Below are 20,103 nucleotides of genomic sequence, written 5' to 3'. Positions count from 1 at the left end.
ATTAAACTTTATTATTTTCAGTAATAAGTTGTAAAATACATTAAATTCACTCAAATTAAGTTTTACAAGTTAAACGTAAAACGGTAAGACTTAGTAGTTAAGGCTTACCGTTTATTGAAAAACTAATTCAAACTAAATTGTTTAGTTGTTTGGATCTAAATTTGGATTCAAATCAATTTCAATTTGTGGTATTGGTGCATAATAATTATCTGTTGATAAGGAGCCTAACACAGGGTTTGCTATTGGAATATTTGGATCTAAAGGTGTTCTAGCCGAATCATTAAGTGCTTCTTCAACTCTTTCCATTCTAACTAAATCATTGTAACGTAAATATTCTCCGGCAAACTCCCATTTTCGTTCAGTAAAAGCCAATTCTGCTAAATTCCCAGAGGTTACATCTATGCTAGGGTCTGGTATGTTGTGTGGTTTTCCTGCGGCTCTTCTTCTAATTTTATTTAAAGCTTCCCATGCATCAGCACCGTTGTTTCCAGATCTTCCAGATGCTTCAGCATAGTTTAAAAGCACTTCTGCATAACGCATGTAAAAATCATTCCTATCTGTAGACCACTGACTAGGAAGGTCGCCAAGAGGTCCTGCAATTTTTGTAAATACAGGCTGTACTTGGTCTTTAAAGTTTTTCCAATCTAAATCTGTTCTATATGTAGCTTCTTTTCGAGGACCTTCAGGAAAGTCTTCAAAAAAGCGTACTTCTGCAAAAGTTTCAGACCAACCTCCTTCAACATCAGAAGGGTAACCTAAAATACCATATTTTCTGTTTCCTAAATTGGCAGGGTTATTATAGGCTATTGTCCATACCGATTCCTTATTAAAACGATTTTCAACTTTCCATAAATTATTTAAGTCGCTTAACAACTCAAAACCATGTGCAGAGTGGTTATCTATCACCTTTTTTGCAACGCTAGCAGCATCAGTGTATTTTGCATTATCTTTTAAAGGGAATCCAGCCCAATTCATATATAGGCGAGATAAAATAGCCTGAGCGCTTCCTTTGTTTGGGCGAGGAGCTCCTTGCTCTACACCAGGGTAAATTTCAGGAAGTAAACTTTCAGCTAGTAATAAGTCTTTTTCTATTTGTACATACACCTCTTCTTGAGAAGCTAATGCTATATCAAAATCAGGTACAGATGTTAAAGGTAAGGGAATTCTACCATGAATTCTTGACATATGTAAAAACAGTGTTCCTCTTAAAAAATAAGATTCACCTAAAAGTCTGTTATAACCATCTTGATCTGTTACGTTCATGCCTTCTGCACTTTCTATTACAGTATTTACTGCGCGAATCATGGAAAAAACATCATTCCAATTACTTAATGATCTTGGATTATCTCCAGAAACATTCATTTGGTCATATTCTCTAAATGGCGCTTTATTTAAAGCTTTATGTGTAGTCATGTCATCTCCAGCCCAACCAAAAACATTAAAAGTTGTCCATTGTGCAGCAGTACGTAGTTTACCATAGACTCCAGTTACCCCCAGGTTAAAATCTTCTAAAGAGGAAAATTGTCCGGGAGCAAGTTGTGACTGTGTTGGATCTTCATCTAAATCGGCACAGCTTTGGAAGAAAAACGCTACAATTAATGCAAGCGCAATTTTAGCTGTACCCATATTTTTTATCTTTTTATTTATTGTATACATATTTTGCTTAATTAAAAGTTTAATTTAAAACCTAAAGTAATAGTTCTTGGATTAGGATACGCTCCTGCATCAATTCCAGCTGCAACATCTCCATTACCTCTTTTTTCTACATCAGGTGCAACAGATGTAAGTTCAGGATCATACCCTGAATAATCTGTAATTAAAAATAAATTTTGACCACTTACATATAATCTTAAAGATTCTATAGAACCTATGTCACGAAGCGTATAACCTAAAGCTAAATTTTGTAAACGTACAAAACTACCATCTTCAATAAATCTAGTTGACCCAATAATACTTTGTCCTCCAGCAGGTATGTCAGTTTCGTTTTCAGGAGTCCATTGGTTTAATTGATCAGGTGACATAAAACTTCTTTGTGGACCTGTAATTGTTCCTCTCATGGTGTTGTAAACGTCAAAACCACTTACTCCTTGTATTAATAGGTTTAAATCCCAATTTTTGTATGTTAGTGTATTATTGAAACCCCAAAATGTAGTTGGTGTTCCATTACCAATAGCTTGATAAACAATATCACCAGAATCATCTCTCAAGTATTTAGGATCTCCAGGTGCTCTACCAAAAACAGCTGCTTCGGTAGCTTCAGCAGTTTTCCAAGTTCCTAGAAAAGTAGCACCTAGAAACTGTCCTAAAGGTTGCCCTTTCTCTATGACATTCCAATAAGACTGCGTACCATCTGTTGCTTCAAAAGAACCTTGTATAGAATTTACTCCTCCAAGATCGATAACTTTGTTTTTAACATAAGAGAAGTTAAAGTTTGAATCCCAATTAAAGTTTTCACTTCTTATAATATTTCCTCCTAAAGAGACATCTATACCATAATTTTCAACTTCACCAATATTTTGAGTAATTACTCCTCCACCGTTTGTACCTGGAACAGGAACATCTAATAATAAATCGGTTGTGTTTTTTTGATACCCATCAACCGTTAAGTTAGCTCTTCCATTCCAAAAAGAAAGATCTAATCCTACGTTGGTTTGAGTAGTTGTCTCCCATGTTAAATCAGGGTTTCCATATCCTAATGGTATAGCTCCAGGGGAGGGGGTGCCTCCTGAAAAAGGATATGATGCATCTAGACCTCCAATTTGCGAGCTTGGATATGTAGAGTATGGTGCTATATTTTGATTCCCTACTTGTCCCCATCCTGCTCGAATAGCAAAATCAGTTAATACGGTTCCGTTCTCTAAAAAGTTCATTTTTTTAAAGCTGTATTTTAATGCCAATGAGGGAAAGTATCCTGTATTGTTGTCGTCTCTAAATCTAGAAGATTGATCCATTCTAATAGTAGCTGTTGCAAATAAGCTTTCGTTAAATACATATGAACCTCTTGCCATAAGAGACTGTATATCTGATTTATTATAAATGTTTGAAGCGGTAAACGACTGTGCTAGTTCTGCTAAATAAAAATTTCCAGAAATGATATAGTCATTTGATGCCCATCCATTTTGGCTATATTCACTTTGAGAAAATTCGTATAATCCTGTTGCTGAAATATTGTGCTTACCATATGTTTTATTCCAAGTTAAAATATTACTTACTTGATAACCAGTAGTTCTGGCTCCACTGTAATTTGCGTCTGGTAATGTCTGACTAACAATATAATTTTGTTGAGAGCTGTTAATTGAACTTGCTCCTACAATTAATGAATATGTAAGGTTATCAGTAAAACTATAATCTGCATTAAAGTTAATATCAACCCTATCTCTTACATTTTGTATGTCAGATTCTAACATATCTGCTATAGGGTTATAGGTACCACTACCTACACTTTTTAAAGAATATAAATTATAATCACCATTTTCGTTATAAATAGGTGTTGTAGGATCCCATGTTAAAGCTTGAAAAATTTTGCGTCCTTCAAATAAGTTGAATTGATCTAAATTATTCTTTGTTTTTGCTCTATTTGCAGATAGATTTAAACCTAATTTTAGCTTATCACTAACTTTAGCATTTATATTTGAACGAATAGAATATTTTTCATAACCCGTTTCTATAACCATTCCTTCTTGTTGTACGTAGTTACCTGAAATGAAATAATTTATATTCCCATTTTCAGACCCCCCACTGGCAGATAATTGAAGGTTTTGTGTTAGCCCTTGTTGTCCTAATAATTCTTTCTGGTAATTAGTACCTCCGTTTCTTTCAAAAAAAGCAATTTCTTCATCTGTATAAATAGCAGGAGAATTCACTCTCGCTCTACTTGAATTTTCTATTCTAGCAAAATCTGCTGCACCTAATGTAGGGATATATTCGCGTACATCGTCAAAAGACACGAAATAGTCTACGCTAATTTTACCTTTTCCATGACCTTTTTTAGTTGTAACAAGTATTACACCATTAGACCCTCTTGAACCGTAAATGGCAGTTGCTGAGGCATCTTTTAATACATCCATAGAAGCAATGTCGTTTGGATTGATGGAGCTCAAATCACCACCAATTACTCCATCCACAACTACTAAAGGACTGTTATTACCAGTGATTGAATTTACACCTCTAATACGGACTTTAATTTCTCCTCCAGGCTGACCTGAATTTCTTGTTACCTTAACACCAGATGCCCTTCCTTGTAATGCATCTTCTGTTCTAGTTACGGGTTGGTCCTCGAAAGATTTAGCGGTGACCTGAGATACAGAGCCCACGACATCGCTTTTCTTTACCGTCCCGTATCCAACGACTATAACTTCGTTTAAACTTTCAGCATCGACAGCCATGCGTATATCGATAGTGGTTTGGTTACCTACTTGTATTTCTTGTGTTTTAAAACCTATGAAAGAAAAAATTAAAACATCTTCCGGAGAGGCTTCTATACTATAATTCCCATCAAAGTCTGTAGTTGTTCCTTGAGAGGTTCCTTTTATTAAAATGGTTGCACCAGGGTTTCCCATTCCAGTGTCGTCTAAAACTTTACCTGTAATTATGCTTTGTGCAAATCCAGATAAAGGAATAAAGATTAAGAGTAGAAAACTAAAGATAAGTTTTTTACACTCAAATCGATTTTTCGTGTGTTTCATAAAGTTTGTTTTAGTTAGTGTTTGTTGTTAAAATCTTGATAATTATCAATTGGTAAGATCGAAATTAGCAATTATTAATTCTGATTTAACATCTAGTTAACTTATTACAACTAGATATTAACTGAACAATTATAAAATGTCTAGTTGAGATGGTGTTTAATTAGTTGATTTTTAGACGTTTGTGAATTTTATTTGCATAAGTGCTGTCAGTAAGTTGTTTAGATGAAACACCCCTAGATACCATAGAATTTATAAAAACACCATTAATTTTTATAATCTAGAGTTATTAAATAATTAAATTTTTATGTAAAAAAATGAAGTTTATTAATTAAATAAGCTTGATTGATAATGAATTTGTAATTTACTAGAATGGTGTTTTTACAGATTGATTTGCACTTCTATTACTATATTATTGTTACTTGAAAAAACTTTTAGTGAGAACAACGTTTTATAAAGGCTATAACTTCTGCTTGAATGACTACTTTAAATAGTATCTTATTTTTTATTTTAATTAACTATAGAGTTTGGGTAAGTACATTTCCTATTTTATAAAGCAGGCTTATTTTTTAAGCTTATTATTTTGGAGTTTACTAAATTGGTGATGAAACAGCACGTTCCTGAATTACCATAGTCATGTCTTTATCCATTTTTAGATTGAATTTTGCCGCATCGTAAAGTGTCCAGCGTCGTGTAGGAATTTTAATGACACGAGCGTAGTAAAACGCACTTTGTGAGGCATCGAAATCTAGGTTTTCAAAAACACCTATAAATTTAGGTTCCCCAATATCATTGATGTATTTGGCAGTTTTTAAATCTACTGTATTTCCTATCTCAGGAAGTTTTCTTTTAGCATCTTTTTTACGATCTTCTGACCATTGTACATCGTATGTTTTTCTTCTCGTTTTGCTTTTTTTCTTCTAGGAAATCGTCCTCTGAATCAAATTTAGGAATACTTAAGTCGACATAATCAAAGCCGACACTATATTCTTTAATGTCTTTCAATTTTTTAGACTTCCAGAATTTATTTTACTTTTTTTGTGCAAAAACATATTAAAATGATAGCAAGTTGTGTTTTTTCATAAAAGCAGTTGTTTATTTAATTTGAATTGCTAATATATAGAACACAACCTTCTATTTTGAGAAAACCAATTGTTTCAAATATATATGAATACAAGTTTTACACCACATTAACACAACAAGCTAAGCAAGCAACTAATTACACCTAATTCTCAGACAATACTTTCCCTATCAAATTTTTATAATCTCCCGATTTTAAATTGTAAAACAGTTTTACAATTTTAGAAAGCCCTTGCATAATGTCCTTGTTTTCGAATAATATAGTCAGAATTAATTCGCTATTCTTTCCGCTTAACTTTTTATCTGTAGCCCAAGAAATCTGATTGGAAATTGCCTGATCGATATCTTTAACAATTCCATTTCGAATGTGCTTAAACGTTTTATAATCTGCTTCGGAAATATGATCTTTTTCTAAACATTTAATAAGTTCGTTTAGATACAATCTTATTTTAGTTTTACTGTTTTCAAGCAACTCTATCTGTTCGTCTTCTAATTTTGGATGTAAATTCTGAACATGCTTTTTAGAGCTAGCAACAATATTTACAAAACTCTCTAATAATTCTTGCTGAATATCATGAATATAAAGCATAGCTTTTCCTCCTTCTCGATATTCTTTAGGAACAGTTTTTATTTGTTGCGTCAGTTTAAACTTATAATTCTCATTAGTAGATTTAATATCATCTACCAGAATATTCATGCGTTTAAGCTGTTCTAAATCCGACTTTAACAGTGCATCGATAGTTTCATGATAAGACTTGTCTAAGCGCTTCATCATAAAAGTTAGTTTTTTTCGTATTTCGTGTTCTATTTTAAAGAAATCTGACTTAAACCAAACATCATCCATTTCAAGATTTACTTCAGCTTTAAACCTATTATTTCGATAAAAGATTAAGCTCTTAAATAATAACACAACCGTTATTATTAGCAATGGAATAAGCGCATATAATTTAAAGTTAATTAGAATTGATGCACATATAATAGAAGCCGCCAATGCCATAATAGCCGTTAAGAACCAACCTCCAACAACCGTTAATACGCCAGACACTCGATAAACAGAACTACCTTGCGACCACGCCTTATCTGCAAGCGACGTCCCCATTAATACCATAAACGATACAAATGTTGTAGAAAGCGGTAGTTTAAAGGATGTGGCTACTAGAATTAAACCCGCTGCAACAATTAGGTTTATTGCCGCTCTTACCATATCGAAAGCTGGACGATCGCTAGGAAGCTCGTATTCTATTTTTGGTGTATCGTCTACGAATCGTTTATTTATTTTATGCCAAGTTGTATCGGGAATCACTTTGGCTACACTATTAGATATTCTTGAAATTCCCGAAACTATGCCTCGTGCTAATTCATTGCCTTCAAATCGTTCTTGTCCCTCTTCTTGTCGGCCTAAATCTACAGCTGTTTTCACCACAGATCGCGCCTTTTTAGAAAACCAAAGTGTTAGCGACATAATAATTCCCGCACCCATTAAAAATAACGGGTTCGATTTTACGGGCTCGGTTAAAGCTGTCATTTGATACTCACTAGCAGGGATTCCTGAATCTAACCAATTTAAATACGCATCGTAACCTGCAATTGGCACCCCTATAAAATTCACTAAGTCGTTACTTGCAAAAGCCATAGCCAAAGCAAACGTTCCTAAAAGCACTACGAATTTATAGATATTGAACGATGTATTTGCGCGTAATACAATTTGAAAAATGATAAATGAGGCCCCAAATGCCAGCAGACTAATCAGTGTTGAACTGTTTTGAATGGTAGCAACAACTTCTTGGCTCACACCAGGAATTCCTGTCAATCCCTTGATCACTATAAAATTCGCAATTAAAGCTACGGATAATGAACCGAATAGAGCTCCGAAACTTTTCATGGTCTTTCCGTAATTAAAAGACACGATTAATCTGGTAATGTATTGCACAGCCCACCCCACAACAAAGGCTATGGCTACCGAAAGAAATATACCTACAATAATTGTTAATGCTCCTGCTGCATTGATATGTTCTCCCCATGAGGCTAGTGAACCATCACTATGTAATACCGAGAAGAATGAAATCCCGATGGCCGATCCTAATAAATTAAAAACGATAGACACCGTAGTCGATGTGGGCATTGCTACAGTATTAAAAAAATCTAGAAGAATAATATCTGTAATCATAACTGCTGCAAAGAGGTACATAATTTCCTCCATGCTAAAAAAGGCCGGATTAAACACGCCACTTCTTGCAATCTCCATCATTCCTCCCGAGAATATAGACCCGAACATAATTCCCATGGTTGCAATAATCATGACCAGTTTAAAAGAACCTGCTTTAGAACCTAATGCAGACGTTAAGAAGTTAACCGCATCGTTACTCACGCCTATTATAAGGTCTGTGATGGCTAGAATGAAAAGAATAATTACAATAAACAAATACAGATTTTCCATTTTATATGATGATATTAAAAGGATTATGGATTTTGAGCACCTACAGGAAACCCAAGTATAATTGAATTATAAATATAAGCTCGAGCATCGTTATTAGACGACAAGCCCGCATTTATTAAACGATCGTAAACTAAATCTGTACCGTCTAACTGATACAATGGTCCAACAACAGTTGCATTGGCAATTTGAGCTCGCGTTATAGGTTCTGTATTCACAGCATCTGAACTACTGATCTCGAACGCATTCGCTCCTGACTCGTCTGCAGCGTACGGATTACGTACAATATACACATATTGTAAGGTTCCTGAAAACCCTGAATCCATATCTAAATCATCATCCAAGGTATTATAAGTTGCGATATAAGACATATTTATTTTTCCTCCAAACCATTCCATAGCATCGTCTCCTGCAGCTGTTATAAGTATATGATGAGCTGTTGTTCCAGACCCCACACTACCATAGGTAATACTATTTACTTCATTTCCTGGAGTAATAGCAATTCCTGCATATTCCACACGCCAAAAACTAAAAGTTCCTGAGCTATCCGTTTCATCGTTTCCTCCAAAAAGTCCATCGTCTGCTTCGTCACCCTGAATTCCTTCAATTAAAATATCATCGCCTTTGTTATTCGGCGCACGACCTAGAAATACAACGCCACCCCATTGTCCTCGGGTCCGCTCACCTGCATCGGCAGTTCCCGTAAAAACTATAGGCTCTTCGGGTGTACCGTTGGCATTAATTTTAGATCCGCGATTAAAAATTAATACCCCAGCTTCGACACCAGTTCCTTTGTTTCCAAAGACCACAGTTCCAGGCTCGATGGTTAATGTTACGCCGTCTTTCACAAACACCTGACCTAAAATTAAATACTGTTTATCTTTAGTCCATGTGGTGTTCTGCTCGATATATCCTTCCACTTTAACGGCCGTATTTTTATCAAAATTGTAGACGACATCTTGCGGATCAAGATTAAACCAATTCGAATCTGAATACCACTTTTCGGACATTGTAGAACCAAAAGCACCAACATAAGACGTGGTTTCAAAAACGGGATCCGTTTTAACAACATCTAAAAAATCTTCGTTTATTAGTAACGGAAACTGATCTAAATCTAAATTGTTTGGTACCGACACATTACTAGGTCTTGCAAATGATGTATTCGAAAAATATTTAGACACATCGTCATCGACCAAATAGGTTTCAGAAGAAGCAGGATCTACAAAAAGTGTTGCTGTTTCATTCAATCCAAAATAGATTCCGAGAGCATCCGAATCGCCTGTACTCGTTTGTACTACATTTCCAGTATTATCTGGCGGATCTAATATTTCTATTTCTTCACAACTTTGGCCTAACACTAAAATAAGCATACAAAGCATGGATAGATGTTCTAATGATTTAAAAGTCATATTATATACAATTATTCTACTTTGCTAATTAAAAATTATAACTCATTGAAATACTGTAACTCTGATAAGACAGTCCGTATAACACCTGCTTATCGACAGCACTATTCAGCTTTCCATCTAAATTAGCATCTTCCACCTGTTCGTAAGGTGTGTTTATAATATTTGAAGCATATAGATTTAGTTTAACTGCTTTATTGAGCGCAACACTAAAACCTGCATTTAAAAAATTCTGAGGTTTTATGTACCACGGAAAGGTTTCTACACCGTTCCCGACAGAAAACAATGACTTCCCTTGATATAAATAATCTAAATTAAATTGAATGGTATTTTTAGGATTAGTATAGACAAGTCCAGATGAAATTACCAATGGAATTTGCCCTTGTAATGGGCGTTCTGCCGCGACTTCGTTAGTTTCAGAACCAAGATCTATTAAACTATAGGTATAGGTTACATTGGCTCTGAAGTTAATCTGATTGAAAATTGAAAACTCGTTATTGCTTAAATGTTTAGCGAATTCTAATTCGAATCCAGTTACATGTGCTCCAGCTGCGTTATCGAAACTAAACAAAGGAGAATCTGATCGAATAATATAAACCATTTCAATAGGATCCGTTATTTTTTTATAGAAGGCATTTATAGCAAAATACCCATCCCGATCGAAGTCATGTTCTAAGCTAATATCGATGTTATCTATAGTTGCAATTCTCAGGTCGGGATTTCCTGAAATATCCGATCTGTAATCAAAATCGTAAAAAGAAAATGGAGACAGTTCTCTAAACGCCGGTCGATTTAATGATTTGGTATAAGCAGCTTTTAAAATAGTTCGTGCACCTAACCTATAGTTAAGATTAAGGTAAGGTAGAACATTATTGGAGTCTGTATCTACATCGACATCTCCTGATGCTAATTGTTGATTAAAACTCTCGAAGCGTAAACCAACAGCACTTTTTAAACGCCCATTTAAAAATGTATTTTCTAATCCGGTGTAAGCACCAAAGGTAAAATTGGATGCATTATAGACATCGTAATCTGTAGTTCCATCTACAAGATAATAGCCATTAGGCCCGTAATTTTCAGGAGCATAAACCGTTCCTAATTCGCTGGCATTTACAAATCGTAAATTGGGCGAAGTAAAATCGTCTTTGGCAGATGTTATAATTCGTGCTTCAAAATCGCGTTCGGTACTTTCGATAATAGCACCGGCTTTTAATTGAAAAACAGCATCTATAACATCATGATTTAAATCTATTCGACCGCCATAAGCATTATCTAATAAATCGCTATAGAATCTAGCACCTTGATCTGCTTTAGAACTTTCTGGAATAATAAGTAGAAACGGTTCGTCTGGATTATCGTAACCACGTTGGGCTGCAGAACGTCTTAAATCCGGTTCTTCACGCCCTGTGAGTGACACCCCAAAAGACCAATCGATATCCGTTTTTTCAGAAATATTATGCGCCCCGGTTAATCGCGATAAAAGTACACTTTTTGTAAGTAACCCATATTGTGCTGCATAGGCTTCGTTTCCTGTATTTAGTGCTACGCGATATCGCGATAATGTAGAATTTGTACCTTGGTGCGAATAGGTGAAATCGAAATTATATTCATTTTTATCATTATACTTATAAAACCAACCCGAATTTAAAGACACATTTGCACTTGTTTTATACACACCATCAGTCATATAATTTTCTAAAGCACTCGCTACGACTGTACCTGTTTCATCGGTTTCGTAACCCGTATACGAGGCTCTATTAATATGAGATCCGCCTTGTTGCCTGGAATATAATATAGAATTAATCGTAGATAATTTTGATGTAGCATTATCACGTAAAACGCGCCCCATACTATAAGCCATTTTAAAACTAGGAATTGCATTTGTTTTTTCTAATTCCCAAGCGTTACGCAACAGTTTACCTTGCTCTGCGGCTTCGTTTCTACTTAGATTGGCAAACTCATCTCGCGATACAATGTCGTTTGTTATTTTCCTACGATCTGCGCCATATCCAAATATGTCGCCAAATTTAGAACCATAATCGGCATCTTTTAAAAAGGTATTAAACGTGAAGTTATGCTGATACCCAATATTCAAAGCGATGTTATTATAATCGTTATCGACCTCTGCTTTTGTTGAAATGGCAACCAGCGCACCAGCCCATTCTGCCTGATTATTATAGCTTCCAGATTTAAAAACAGATAATTCTTGTACCGCAGTCGCGGGTAATAACCCTATAGCAAATGCCTTAATCGTTTGTTCGGTAATCGGAGCCGTAAGCCCATCGATGGTAACTGTAGAATATCTCGGACTCAAACCACGAATAGACAATAAAGAACCTTTATCGAATGTAACTCCAGAAATTCGACTAAGCACACCGATACCCGTTCCACCTTGTTTCTGAACCGCTTTTTTATCTAGGTAAAGTCCGATGGGAATTTCCTCGTAATCCGTATACCGCTGGTGTAATCTAAACAAACTGTCGTTCTGATATAACGTCTTGCTTTTTTGTTCAATGTTTTGTCCATTAACATTCAAAAAATTTAAAAGTACAATTAGAACAATAACACACTTATACCGATTCATACAACTACATGTTTATAATTATCCAGAAGAGAATTCAATGGACTATTAAAATTATAAAATTATGTTAACATAGTTGTTTATCAAATTGTTACTAAAACTTAATATCGAATCTATTAAATCGCATGTTTTTCTCTTCTTAAGGTATTTTATAACATAACTATTAACAATTACATAATCACGGCCCTTTTACTTTTAGTAATTTGTACATAATTATAAGCCTTTACCAACCGATTTAATGACAGCGCTAGATCTGATCTACGAAATCATAATACAATTAGCACAGAACTTATCCAAAACTGTATACCAATTTAAAGATTTACTAGTGGTTATCTCTTTACCATTCACTTCTACAGTTTCTCCTTTTGCAAATTTATAAGCATCTGTAGGCTTTAAGCGAGTACCTCCCAGATAGGCGTCTAAAGAGTAGGATGTATGTACATGAATCTCACCAAAAAAGGCTTCTTTATTTTCAAAAAACAGAATATTCTCGTTATTGGAAATGGTGTCGGTTATTTCAGAAGTAAAAATGTCTTCCGACTTTTTTTGTTTTCTGTACAAGAGAAAACCGTAAGTACAGCAAGGGAAAATATAAGAGATTTCATATATCGATGGTTTTTACCCTAGTAAAGTACTGATTTTTTTTCAATACAACTTGTAATCTGTTTTATATCATTGAGTTGTAAATACGCAGGTGTAATGCATAAAAAATTAAAAAGCAAGCTTCTAAGGCGTTAAGGATACATGTGTTGCTATTGCATTTTTTAAAACGTTTACGAAAAGGTAAATTCAATACTGTTACCCATTCAAAATTTTTTTCAACTAAACATCCTAATATTTAGGGGTAGAATCTTTGCTAGAATTTAGAAATTTAAATTCTAGCAAAGATTGATTTTTATTTCCGTTTTTTATATCTCCTATACTATAATAAAAATTATTATTCCGTTACCTTATAAATTTTAGATAATTGGTTGTAATTAGCTTCCATTTCTTTAAAATAATTGCTGTTTTCTGGTGCTGTATATATAGGGTTTACTACAATGCTTTCTATGCCCATAGCTTCTAAACGTGATTTGGTTTCAGATAAAGGAGCTGCTTCCCAAATCATGTATTTAAAGTTTTCTGCCTTTTTTAAATACTCAATATCTTGTGCTCTATCATGATTTAATTCGTAGTTAGGTTCCCAGTGTAAACTTCTACCTTTTAAGTTATACGCTTTTTCGAAATACTGATAAACTGGAAGAGAAAATATAACTTGTAATTCTAGATTTGTAGCCGTTAGTGTTTTAAACTTGGTGTCTAATTCTATTAATTCTTCTGATAATGTTTTAAAATTTGATTCGTACACCGCCTTATGTTCTGGGAATTTCGAAATTAAATGATTTGCAATGACTTCGGCTTGCTTATTGGCTAAATCCATGTCTAACCATGTCAGTGCTGCTAATTCGTTATGTACGTGTGCACCATCATCACCGTGACTGTGTGTGAATAGGCTACCACTTTCTAATAATCTGTCTTCTAAATTTTTGGTCGTATTTATTACTATAGATTCTGATATTGATGTAGACATGAGCCATTTTTCAAAACCCGCTCCATTAATAAAAACAAAATCCGATTCTTGCATACTTGCAATGGTGATTGTTTTTGGTTTCCAATTGGTAATGGATTTCGAAGTTTTCATTGGGAAACGTAAATCTATGTGTTCACCACCAATGCGTTTGGCAAAGTAATGTAACGGATAGGTCGATACATAAACTATTGGTGTTTTAGTTGAAACTGCAGATTCTGTTTCAGGAGTGTTTTTAGTGTCGTTTTTACAACCGACTATAAATAGGACTGATAATAGGAGTAATGAGATTTTTTTCATAATTAGAAATTATTAAAGTATAAAAGTTTCAATTAAGTAAGGTCCAAATTGATTTAAAAAGACGACTAGAACTACCAATGTGTTTTATGGTATTAATTTCTCCACGTCGTAATTTAATAGACTAACTAAACACAAGAGTTACAATTACCAATGTGGCGAAACCAATGCTAATGGCGGCTAAAATAATAAATTCTTCACAGAGATAACGGTGTCTAGTAATTTCCGCATCACCAAAGTTGGGACTATAACTTGTAGGTTGTCTGTTCGATTTTCAAAACATCCTCTTAAAGTAAGTTCGTCTTTTTTAGACTTCGGATTAACCAAAAGCGCCTGAACAGGAAAGACATCCGGATTTCCATGAAAGTGAAACGAATCGATATTTTCTGGCGTGATTTCATTATAAGTGAACACGGCTATATTTGCAATGGCTTTGGTTTCAGTTTTAGACAGCAATAGACTATCTGCTGTGTTTTCTGTAACATTATCATGACCATGTGCATAACTAGAAATCACTCAAGTGGTTTTTATATCTGAATGTAGTTTTGACAATAAGTATCTTATGAAACAGTGTATTATGAGATTTCGTGTCTCGATTATAAACCCCTAATTATTATTAATAACAAATCCAGCAAAAAATAATTTCGCTGGATTAGTTTCATTTTTTAAATGGTCGACTTATTTAATACCGATTAAAAGGTTTTACATATTCTTAAAAGAATACCACTTAAAACTACACTGTAAAAAGACCATCTATAGACAGGTAGCGCTCTCCAGTATCGTAATTCATAGTTAATACAACTTTCTCGCTAGGTATTGTCTCTAACTGTTTTCTAACGGCAGCCAAAGACGCTCCAGTAGAAATACCTACTAAAATACCTTCTGTTTTGGCAATATTTTGAACTTCAGAAAAAGCTTCTTCTTTTGTGATTTTAATAGCACCGTCAATAAGGTCGGTGTTAAACGTTTCTGGTATAAATCCAGGGCCAATACCTTGTAAAGCATGTGGGCCAGGTTCTCCTCCCGAAATTATAGCCGAGTCTGAAGGCTCTACAGCAAATACTTTTAAGTCGGTATATTTTTCTTTTAAAGCTTTAGATATACCAGAAATATGACCACCAGTACCAACACCTGTAATTACGTAATCTAATCCTTCTGGAAAATCGGCAGCAATTTCTAAAGCTGTAGTTTTTTCGTGAATTTCTGGATTAGCAGGATTTGTAAATTGAGACGGCATCCACACATTTTTGTTGTTTTCAACTAATTCTTTTGCTTTTGCAATAGTACCTCCTAAGCCTAATTCTTTAGGAGTAAGTACAAGGTTTGCCCCGTATGCCGCCATTAAAGCTCTACGCTCTACAGACATGGATTCTGGCATAACCAATGTTAATTTATAATTTTTAACCGCTGCTACCATAGCCAATCCAATACCTGTATTTCCAGATGTAGGCTCTATAATCTCAGTGTCTTTAGTTAAGAGGTTTTTTCGTTCTGCATCCTCAATCATAGCCAATGCAATTCTGTCTTTAATACTTCCTCCTGGGTTGTATTTTTCAAGTTTCATCCAAACATTAGCATTCGGGAATAATTTATTTAATTTCACTACAGGAGTGTTACCAATACCTTCTAAAATGTTATTGATTTTCATAGTCAATTATTTATTTTAATATTTAAAATCGCTCAAATCTGATGTAAGTGAGCTGTATGATTTGCTCTAAAAGCATAATTATTTTGTGATATAAAATTACTGTTTTTTAAGTGGTAATTGTTGCTAATTAGTAATTTATTAAGAATTAGGAAGATAAAAAAGAGGTCGTAAATCTTATAATTTATAGGGATTACTCGAAAATGAATTGCTATAAGTTTACTAAATCTATAGATTTAATCAGTAATTAAAAAAGAATGCTTGTTTTTTTTTAAAATAATGATAAAAAAAGGGATGTGAATTAGTAAAAAGATAGTGTTAATTAATAATGCTATCGGTTAAATTTTTCAATTTAATTTTTCGAACAAAAGATGTGTTTGGGTCTGTTTTTAGAAATCGAATCGGAATTTTATCGCCGACATTCAGTGTTTCAAATTCGTTTTTCTGAACAAAAGCACTGTTTTTATACTCTTTACTTTGATATTCGAATGTATATTTTAAAACGTAATTCAATTCTTCAATACGTTTTCCTTTACTCATTGAATCAACCGCATATGTGTTTTTATCGTAATACGAATTATCTATAATTTCTTTATCAAGTATTGTAGCAGTGGTATATTTTCCATGTTTTTTTACAAGGGCTTTCTCGTAATAATGTATCATACTTGAGGGGATGGTATAGATTAAAAAAAAGAGAGCCACAGAAATAAAAATTCCTCCAAAAACGATTAGAAAAATAATATCAAAACGTAATCCAATATAGATTAAAAGTGTTCCTAGCGTAATAAATAGAAATCCAATGTAAAGGATGCCACGATAGGCTTTAGACGACTCGATTAATAACTTAATTTTTTCTGAAAGAGTTTGCCTAATCATTATAGAATAAAGATGACCTTTTTTAATGTGTTTACAATTTATAGGTCACAAAGTATTACAAACAATTGATAATGGCAAGTGCTATTGTGTGCATTTCCCTAATCTGTATGATAAAAAACACACTTCTATTTACTTTTGTATTGTCTTATTTACGTTTTATAGATGTTGAATAGATAATTTAATTAACTTTATAGATACGATCAAACCAATTGATATTATGAAAAAATACACAACTTTTATTTTTATTGTATTACTCGCTATTCCTCAATTTACTAACGCACAGGCAGCAATAATTGCCATGATTTTTGGTGATAAAGTAGCATCGGAAAAATTCAATTTAAGTATGGAAATTGGAGTGCCATTTAATAGTTTTTCTAATGTAGATAATTTAAAAGCTAAAAATGGAGTCAACTTCGGTATCGCAGGAAACATTCAATTAAATGAAAATTGGTATATCAGTCCTACCGTTTATTTTTTATCGAAACGAACGTTTAAGCTAGAAGATACAGATTTACATTCTAACGACGATTATTTAAATAGTTTATATACAAATACAACAGCTAAAACGATTATAAGTTATACCGATGTTCATGTATTATTTACTTATCAATTAAGCGATTCTAATTTCAGATTTGGATTGAGTCCGCAAGTGTCTTTTTTAAGTAAAGGAAGAGCAACTTACGATGGAAGTGAGGGTGAACTTGAACAAAATATTGGCGGATTTGTTAATAAAACGGACTATGGTGTTATTGCTAATGTTGGATATTTTTTAAGATCAGGACATGAAGGTAAAGGCGTAATTTTTAATTTAAGATACTATCAAGGGTTTACAGATGTATTTAAAAACGACTTTCAGGCGGGAACAAATAAAAGTAATTATGTTGCGTTACATGTTAGTTTACCTTTCTTAACAGACGAATTGGCTGCAAAAAATAAAAAACCAGAACCAATTTCTGAAAAGTAATTACAAGCCGTTTTTAAATTAGTGCGAAAACATACATGTTACATCATTTACCTTGTAATATGCTGTTATTTGTGCTTATTTAAATGTTTTTCCTGCTGTTTTTAAAGAAGAATGAATCGTTTTGATTCTATTCTGTCTTCTCAATTTAGGAGAAGGTTTATTTATTAAGTTTGCAATAACCTCTCCAATTTTCTCCGAAATAGAAGTTAATAATTTTAAAACAGAAGATGTTATTTCATAAGATAGCTTTATTATTAGATACTATCAAAGATGCAATCGTTTAGCCATAATTCAATATTTAAGCGGGGTTTTTCTAATTGTTCAGAACTAATACATGTACTTCAGTGCTTTTGTAAGTAATCTATAATACATATAGATGCGTTTCTAGTGTCTAATGTTTTTTGTTTATAAATAATGGTTGATGTATTTATGATAATAAACATCATTTATAGTGAATTTATATCAATCGGTCGATATTTTTGAGTTATCAGTAGAAAAAGCACAATAGTTGCGTTAAATTTTTATATTTTAGAAGAGTATTATATCGACATCAAATTAACTTTTAAAACCACAGAATTTAATGAGTAATTATCACATTAAACATTTAGAAGAATATTACCAAGTATATAGAAAATCGGTTAGGGAGCCTGAAAATTTTTGGGAAGAAGTAGCCGAGGAACATTTTATGTGGCGTAAGCGCTGGGATAAGGTGTTAAGTTGGGATTTTAAAAAACCCGAAATCAAATGGTTTGAAGGTGCTCAATTAAACATTACAGAAAATTGTATAGATAGACATTTAAGAACAAAAGGAGATAAAACGGCTATAATTTTTGAGCCTAATAATCCAGATGATGCAGCCGAGCATATTACATACCAACAACTTCATGATCGTGTTTGCCAAATGGCAAATGTGTTAAAAGACAAAGGCATTAAAAGGGGTGATCGTGTTTGTATTTATTTACCAATGATTCCTGAATTAGCAATTTCATTATTAGCATGTGCAAGAATAGGAGCGATTCACTCTGTTGTTTTCGCAGGATTTTCTGCAAAAGCCTTGTCGTCTAGAATAAATGATAGCGAATGTAAAATGGTTATTACCTCAGATGGCTCTTACCGTGGAGCCAAAACCATAGATTTAAAAGGTATTGTAGACGAAGGATTAGAATCTTGTCCAACTATAGAAAATGTATTAGTTGTAAACAGAATTGGTTCGGACATTAACATGAAAGAAGGACGTGATATTTGGCTTCAACCATTATTAGATGCAGCTTCTACAGATTGTGAACCAGAGATTATGAATGCAGAAGATCCGCTATTTATCTTATATACTTCGGGTTCTACAGGAAAACCTAAAGGAATGGTACACACTACAGCTGGATATATGGTGTATACAGCGTATACCTTTAAAAATGTATTCCAGTATCAAGATGGTGATGTCTATTGGTGTACTGCAGACATTGGTTGGATTACTGGTCATAGTTACATTGTTTATGGGCCGTTAGCCAATGGCGCTACTACAGTGATGTTTGAAGGGGTACCACATTATCCAGATTTTGGACGTTTTTGGCAAATTGTAGAAAAACATAAAGTCAATCAATTTTATACAGCTCCAACAGCAATTCGTGCTTTAGGAAAACAAAATATTTCATTTGTAGACGATAGAGATTTATCATCCTTAAAAGTTTTAGGATCCGTAGGAGAACCTATAAACGAAGAAGCATGGCACTGGTATAACGATAATATTGGAAAACATAAAAGTCCGATTGTAGACACTTGGTGGCAAACAGAAACAGGAGGTGTAATGATTACTCCAATTCCGTTTGTAACGCCAACAAAACCAACCTATGCAACTTTACCGTTCCCAGGAATTCAGCCTGCTTTAATGGATGAAAATGGAGATGTTATTAAAGGGAACCAAGTAGATGGTCGTTTATGTATTAAATTTCCTTGGCCGTCTATAGCACGTACCATTTGGGGTAATCATGAGCGTTATAAAGACACATATTTTTCTGCTTACGAGAATATGTACTTTACGGGAGATGGTGCATTACGGGACGAAGTAGGATATTATAGAATTACCGGTCGTGTAGATGATGTTATTATTGTATCTGGACATAATTTAGGAACAGCGCCTATAGAAGATGCAATTAACGAACACCCAGCAGTTGCAGAATCTGCTATTGTAGGATTCCCACACGATGTTAAAGGAAATGCATTGTATGGTTATGTTACCTTGAAAGAAACAGGAGAATCTAGAGATCAGAACAATTTAAGGAACGAAATTAATCAGTTAATAACAGACCGTATTGGACCAATAGCGAAACTAGATAAAATTCAGTTTACAGATGGCTTACCTAAAACACGATCAGGTAAAATTATGCGTCGTATTTTAAGAAAAATTGCAAGTAAAGATATTAGCAATTTAGGAGATACAAGTACATTATTAAATCCAGAGTGTGTTCAGGATATTATAGATGAAAGTCTATAGTTTTTAAACTGAAATTAAAATTTTAAATAAAAAATCCCGATGTTACATCGGGATTTTTTTTATGAAAATAGATTGTAAGAACG

Annotated in this window: 12 protein-coding genes and 2 pseudogenes; 2 read left to right on the top strand and 12 right to left on the bottom strand. The window is 33.7% G+C overall.

Annotated features, from left to right (window positions below):
- Nucleotides 1–141: 141 nt before the first annotated feature.
- The 11 genes and pseudogenes from BN863_RS10320 to BN863_RS10275 form a co-directional block, all read right to left on the bottom strand.
- On the bottom strand, nt 142–1,626 hold the full coding sequence (locus BN863_RS10320) for a RagB/SusD family nutrient uptake outer membrane protein (RefSeq protein ID WP_158408993.1): 1,485 nt from the start codon (nt 1,624–1,626) through the stop codon (nt 142–144).
- Nucleotides 1,627–1,667: 41 nt separating this feature from the next.
- Nucleotides 1,668–4,685 (bottom strand): SusC/RagA family TonB-linked outer membrane protein, encoded by a 3,018-nt coding sequence (locus BN863_RS10315; RefSeq protein ID WP_038530240.1) that lies wholly within the window; start codon nt 4,683–4,685, stop codon nt 1,668–1,670.
- Between the two features lie 590 nt (nt 4,686–5,275).
- Nucleotides 5,276–5,539, bottom strand: a pseudogene (locus BN863_RS19000) (DUF3604 domain-containing protein); the annotation flags it as partial.
- A 368-nt stretch (nt 5,540–5,907) separates the two neighbouring features.
- The gene (locus BN863_RS10310) at nt 5,908–8,199 is read right to left on the bottom strand and encodes an inorganic phosphate transporter (RefSeq protein ID WP_038530237.1); all 2,292 of its coding nucleotides are present in this window, start codon (nt 8,197–8,199) and stop codon (nt 5,908–5,910) included.
- A 23-nt stretch (nt 8,200–8,222) separates the two neighbouring features.
- Nucleotides 8,223–9,605, bottom strand: coding sequence for a hypothetical protein (locus BN863_RS18035; protein ID WP_148304604.1), 1,383 nt, complete (start codon nt 9,603–9,605; stop codon nt 8,223–8,225).
- Nucleotides 9,606–9,633: 28 nt separating this feature from the next.
- Nucleotides 9,634–12,186, bottom strand: a complete 2,553-nt coding sequence (locus BN863_RS10300; RefSeq protein ID WP_148304603.1) for a TonB-dependent receptor domain-containing protein — start codon at nt 12,184–12,186, stop codon at nt 9,634–9,636.
- Between the two features lie 255 nt (nt 12,187–12,441).
- Nucleotides 12,442–12,744 (bottom strand): DUF3604 domain-containing protein, encoded by a 303-nt coding sequence (locus tag BN863_RS18395; protein WP_038530231.1) that lies wholly within the window; start codon nt 12,742–12,744, stop codon nt 12,442–12,444.
- Between the two features lie 376 nt (nt 12,745–13,120).
- Entirely contained in the window at nt 13,121–14,050 is a 930-nt protein-coding gene (locus BN863_RS10290; RefSeq protein WP_038530229.1) for a metal ABC transporter substrate-binding protein, read from the bottom strand.
- 177 nt (nt 14,051–14,227) lie between these two features.
- Entirely contained in the window at nt 14,228–14,563 is a 336-nt protein-coding gene (locus BN863_RS10285) for a hypothetical protein (protein ID WP_038530227.1), read from the bottom strand.
- A gap of 217 nt (nt 14,564–14,780) precedes the next feature.
- Entirely contained in the window at nt 14,781–15,695 is a 915-nt protein-coding gene (gene cysK, locus BN863_RS10280; protein ID WP_038530225.1) for a cysteine synthase A, read from the bottom strand.
- A 315-nt stretch (nt 15,696–16,010) separates the two neighbouring features.
- Entirely contained in the window at nt 16,011–16,568 is a 558-nt protein-coding gene (locus BN863_RS10275; protein ID WP_038530222.1) for a hypothetical protein, read from the bottom strand.
- A 217-nt stretch (nt 16,569–16,785) separates the two neighbouring features.
- Between BN863_RS10275 and BN863_RS10270 the strand changes: the two genes are divergently transcribed.
- A complete protein-coding gene (locus BN863_RS10270; protein WP_038530221.1) occupies nt 16,786–17,532 on the top strand; it encodes a porin family protein in 747 nt (248 codons plus the stop codon).
- Between the two features lie 84 nt (nt 17,533–17,616).
- Here BN863_RS10270 and BN863_RS19015 read toward each other — a convergent pair.
- Nucleotides 17,617–17,784: pseudogene (locus tag BN863_RS19015) on the bottom strand (Fic family protein); the annotation flags it as partial.
- 328 nt (nt 17,785–18,112) lie between these two features.
- Here BN863_RS19015 and acs point away from each other — a divergent pair.
- On the top strand, nt 18,113–20,020 hold the full coding sequence (gene acs, locus BN863_RS10265) for an acetate--CoA ligase (RefSeq protein WP_038530219.1): 1,908 nt from the start codon (nt 18,113–18,115) through the stop codon (nt 20,018–20,020).
- Nucleotides 20,021–20,103 lie beyond the last annotated feature (83 nt).

The sequence above is a fragment of the Formosa agariphila KMM 3901 genome (genome assembly GCF_000723205.1).
Taxonomy (GTDB): Bacteria; Bacteroidota; Bacteroidia; order Flavobacteriales; family Flavobacteriaceae; genus Formosa; species Formosa agariphila.
Note: the sequence above shows the minus strand (reverse complement) of the source record. Positions and strands in the feature narration are given on the sequence as shown.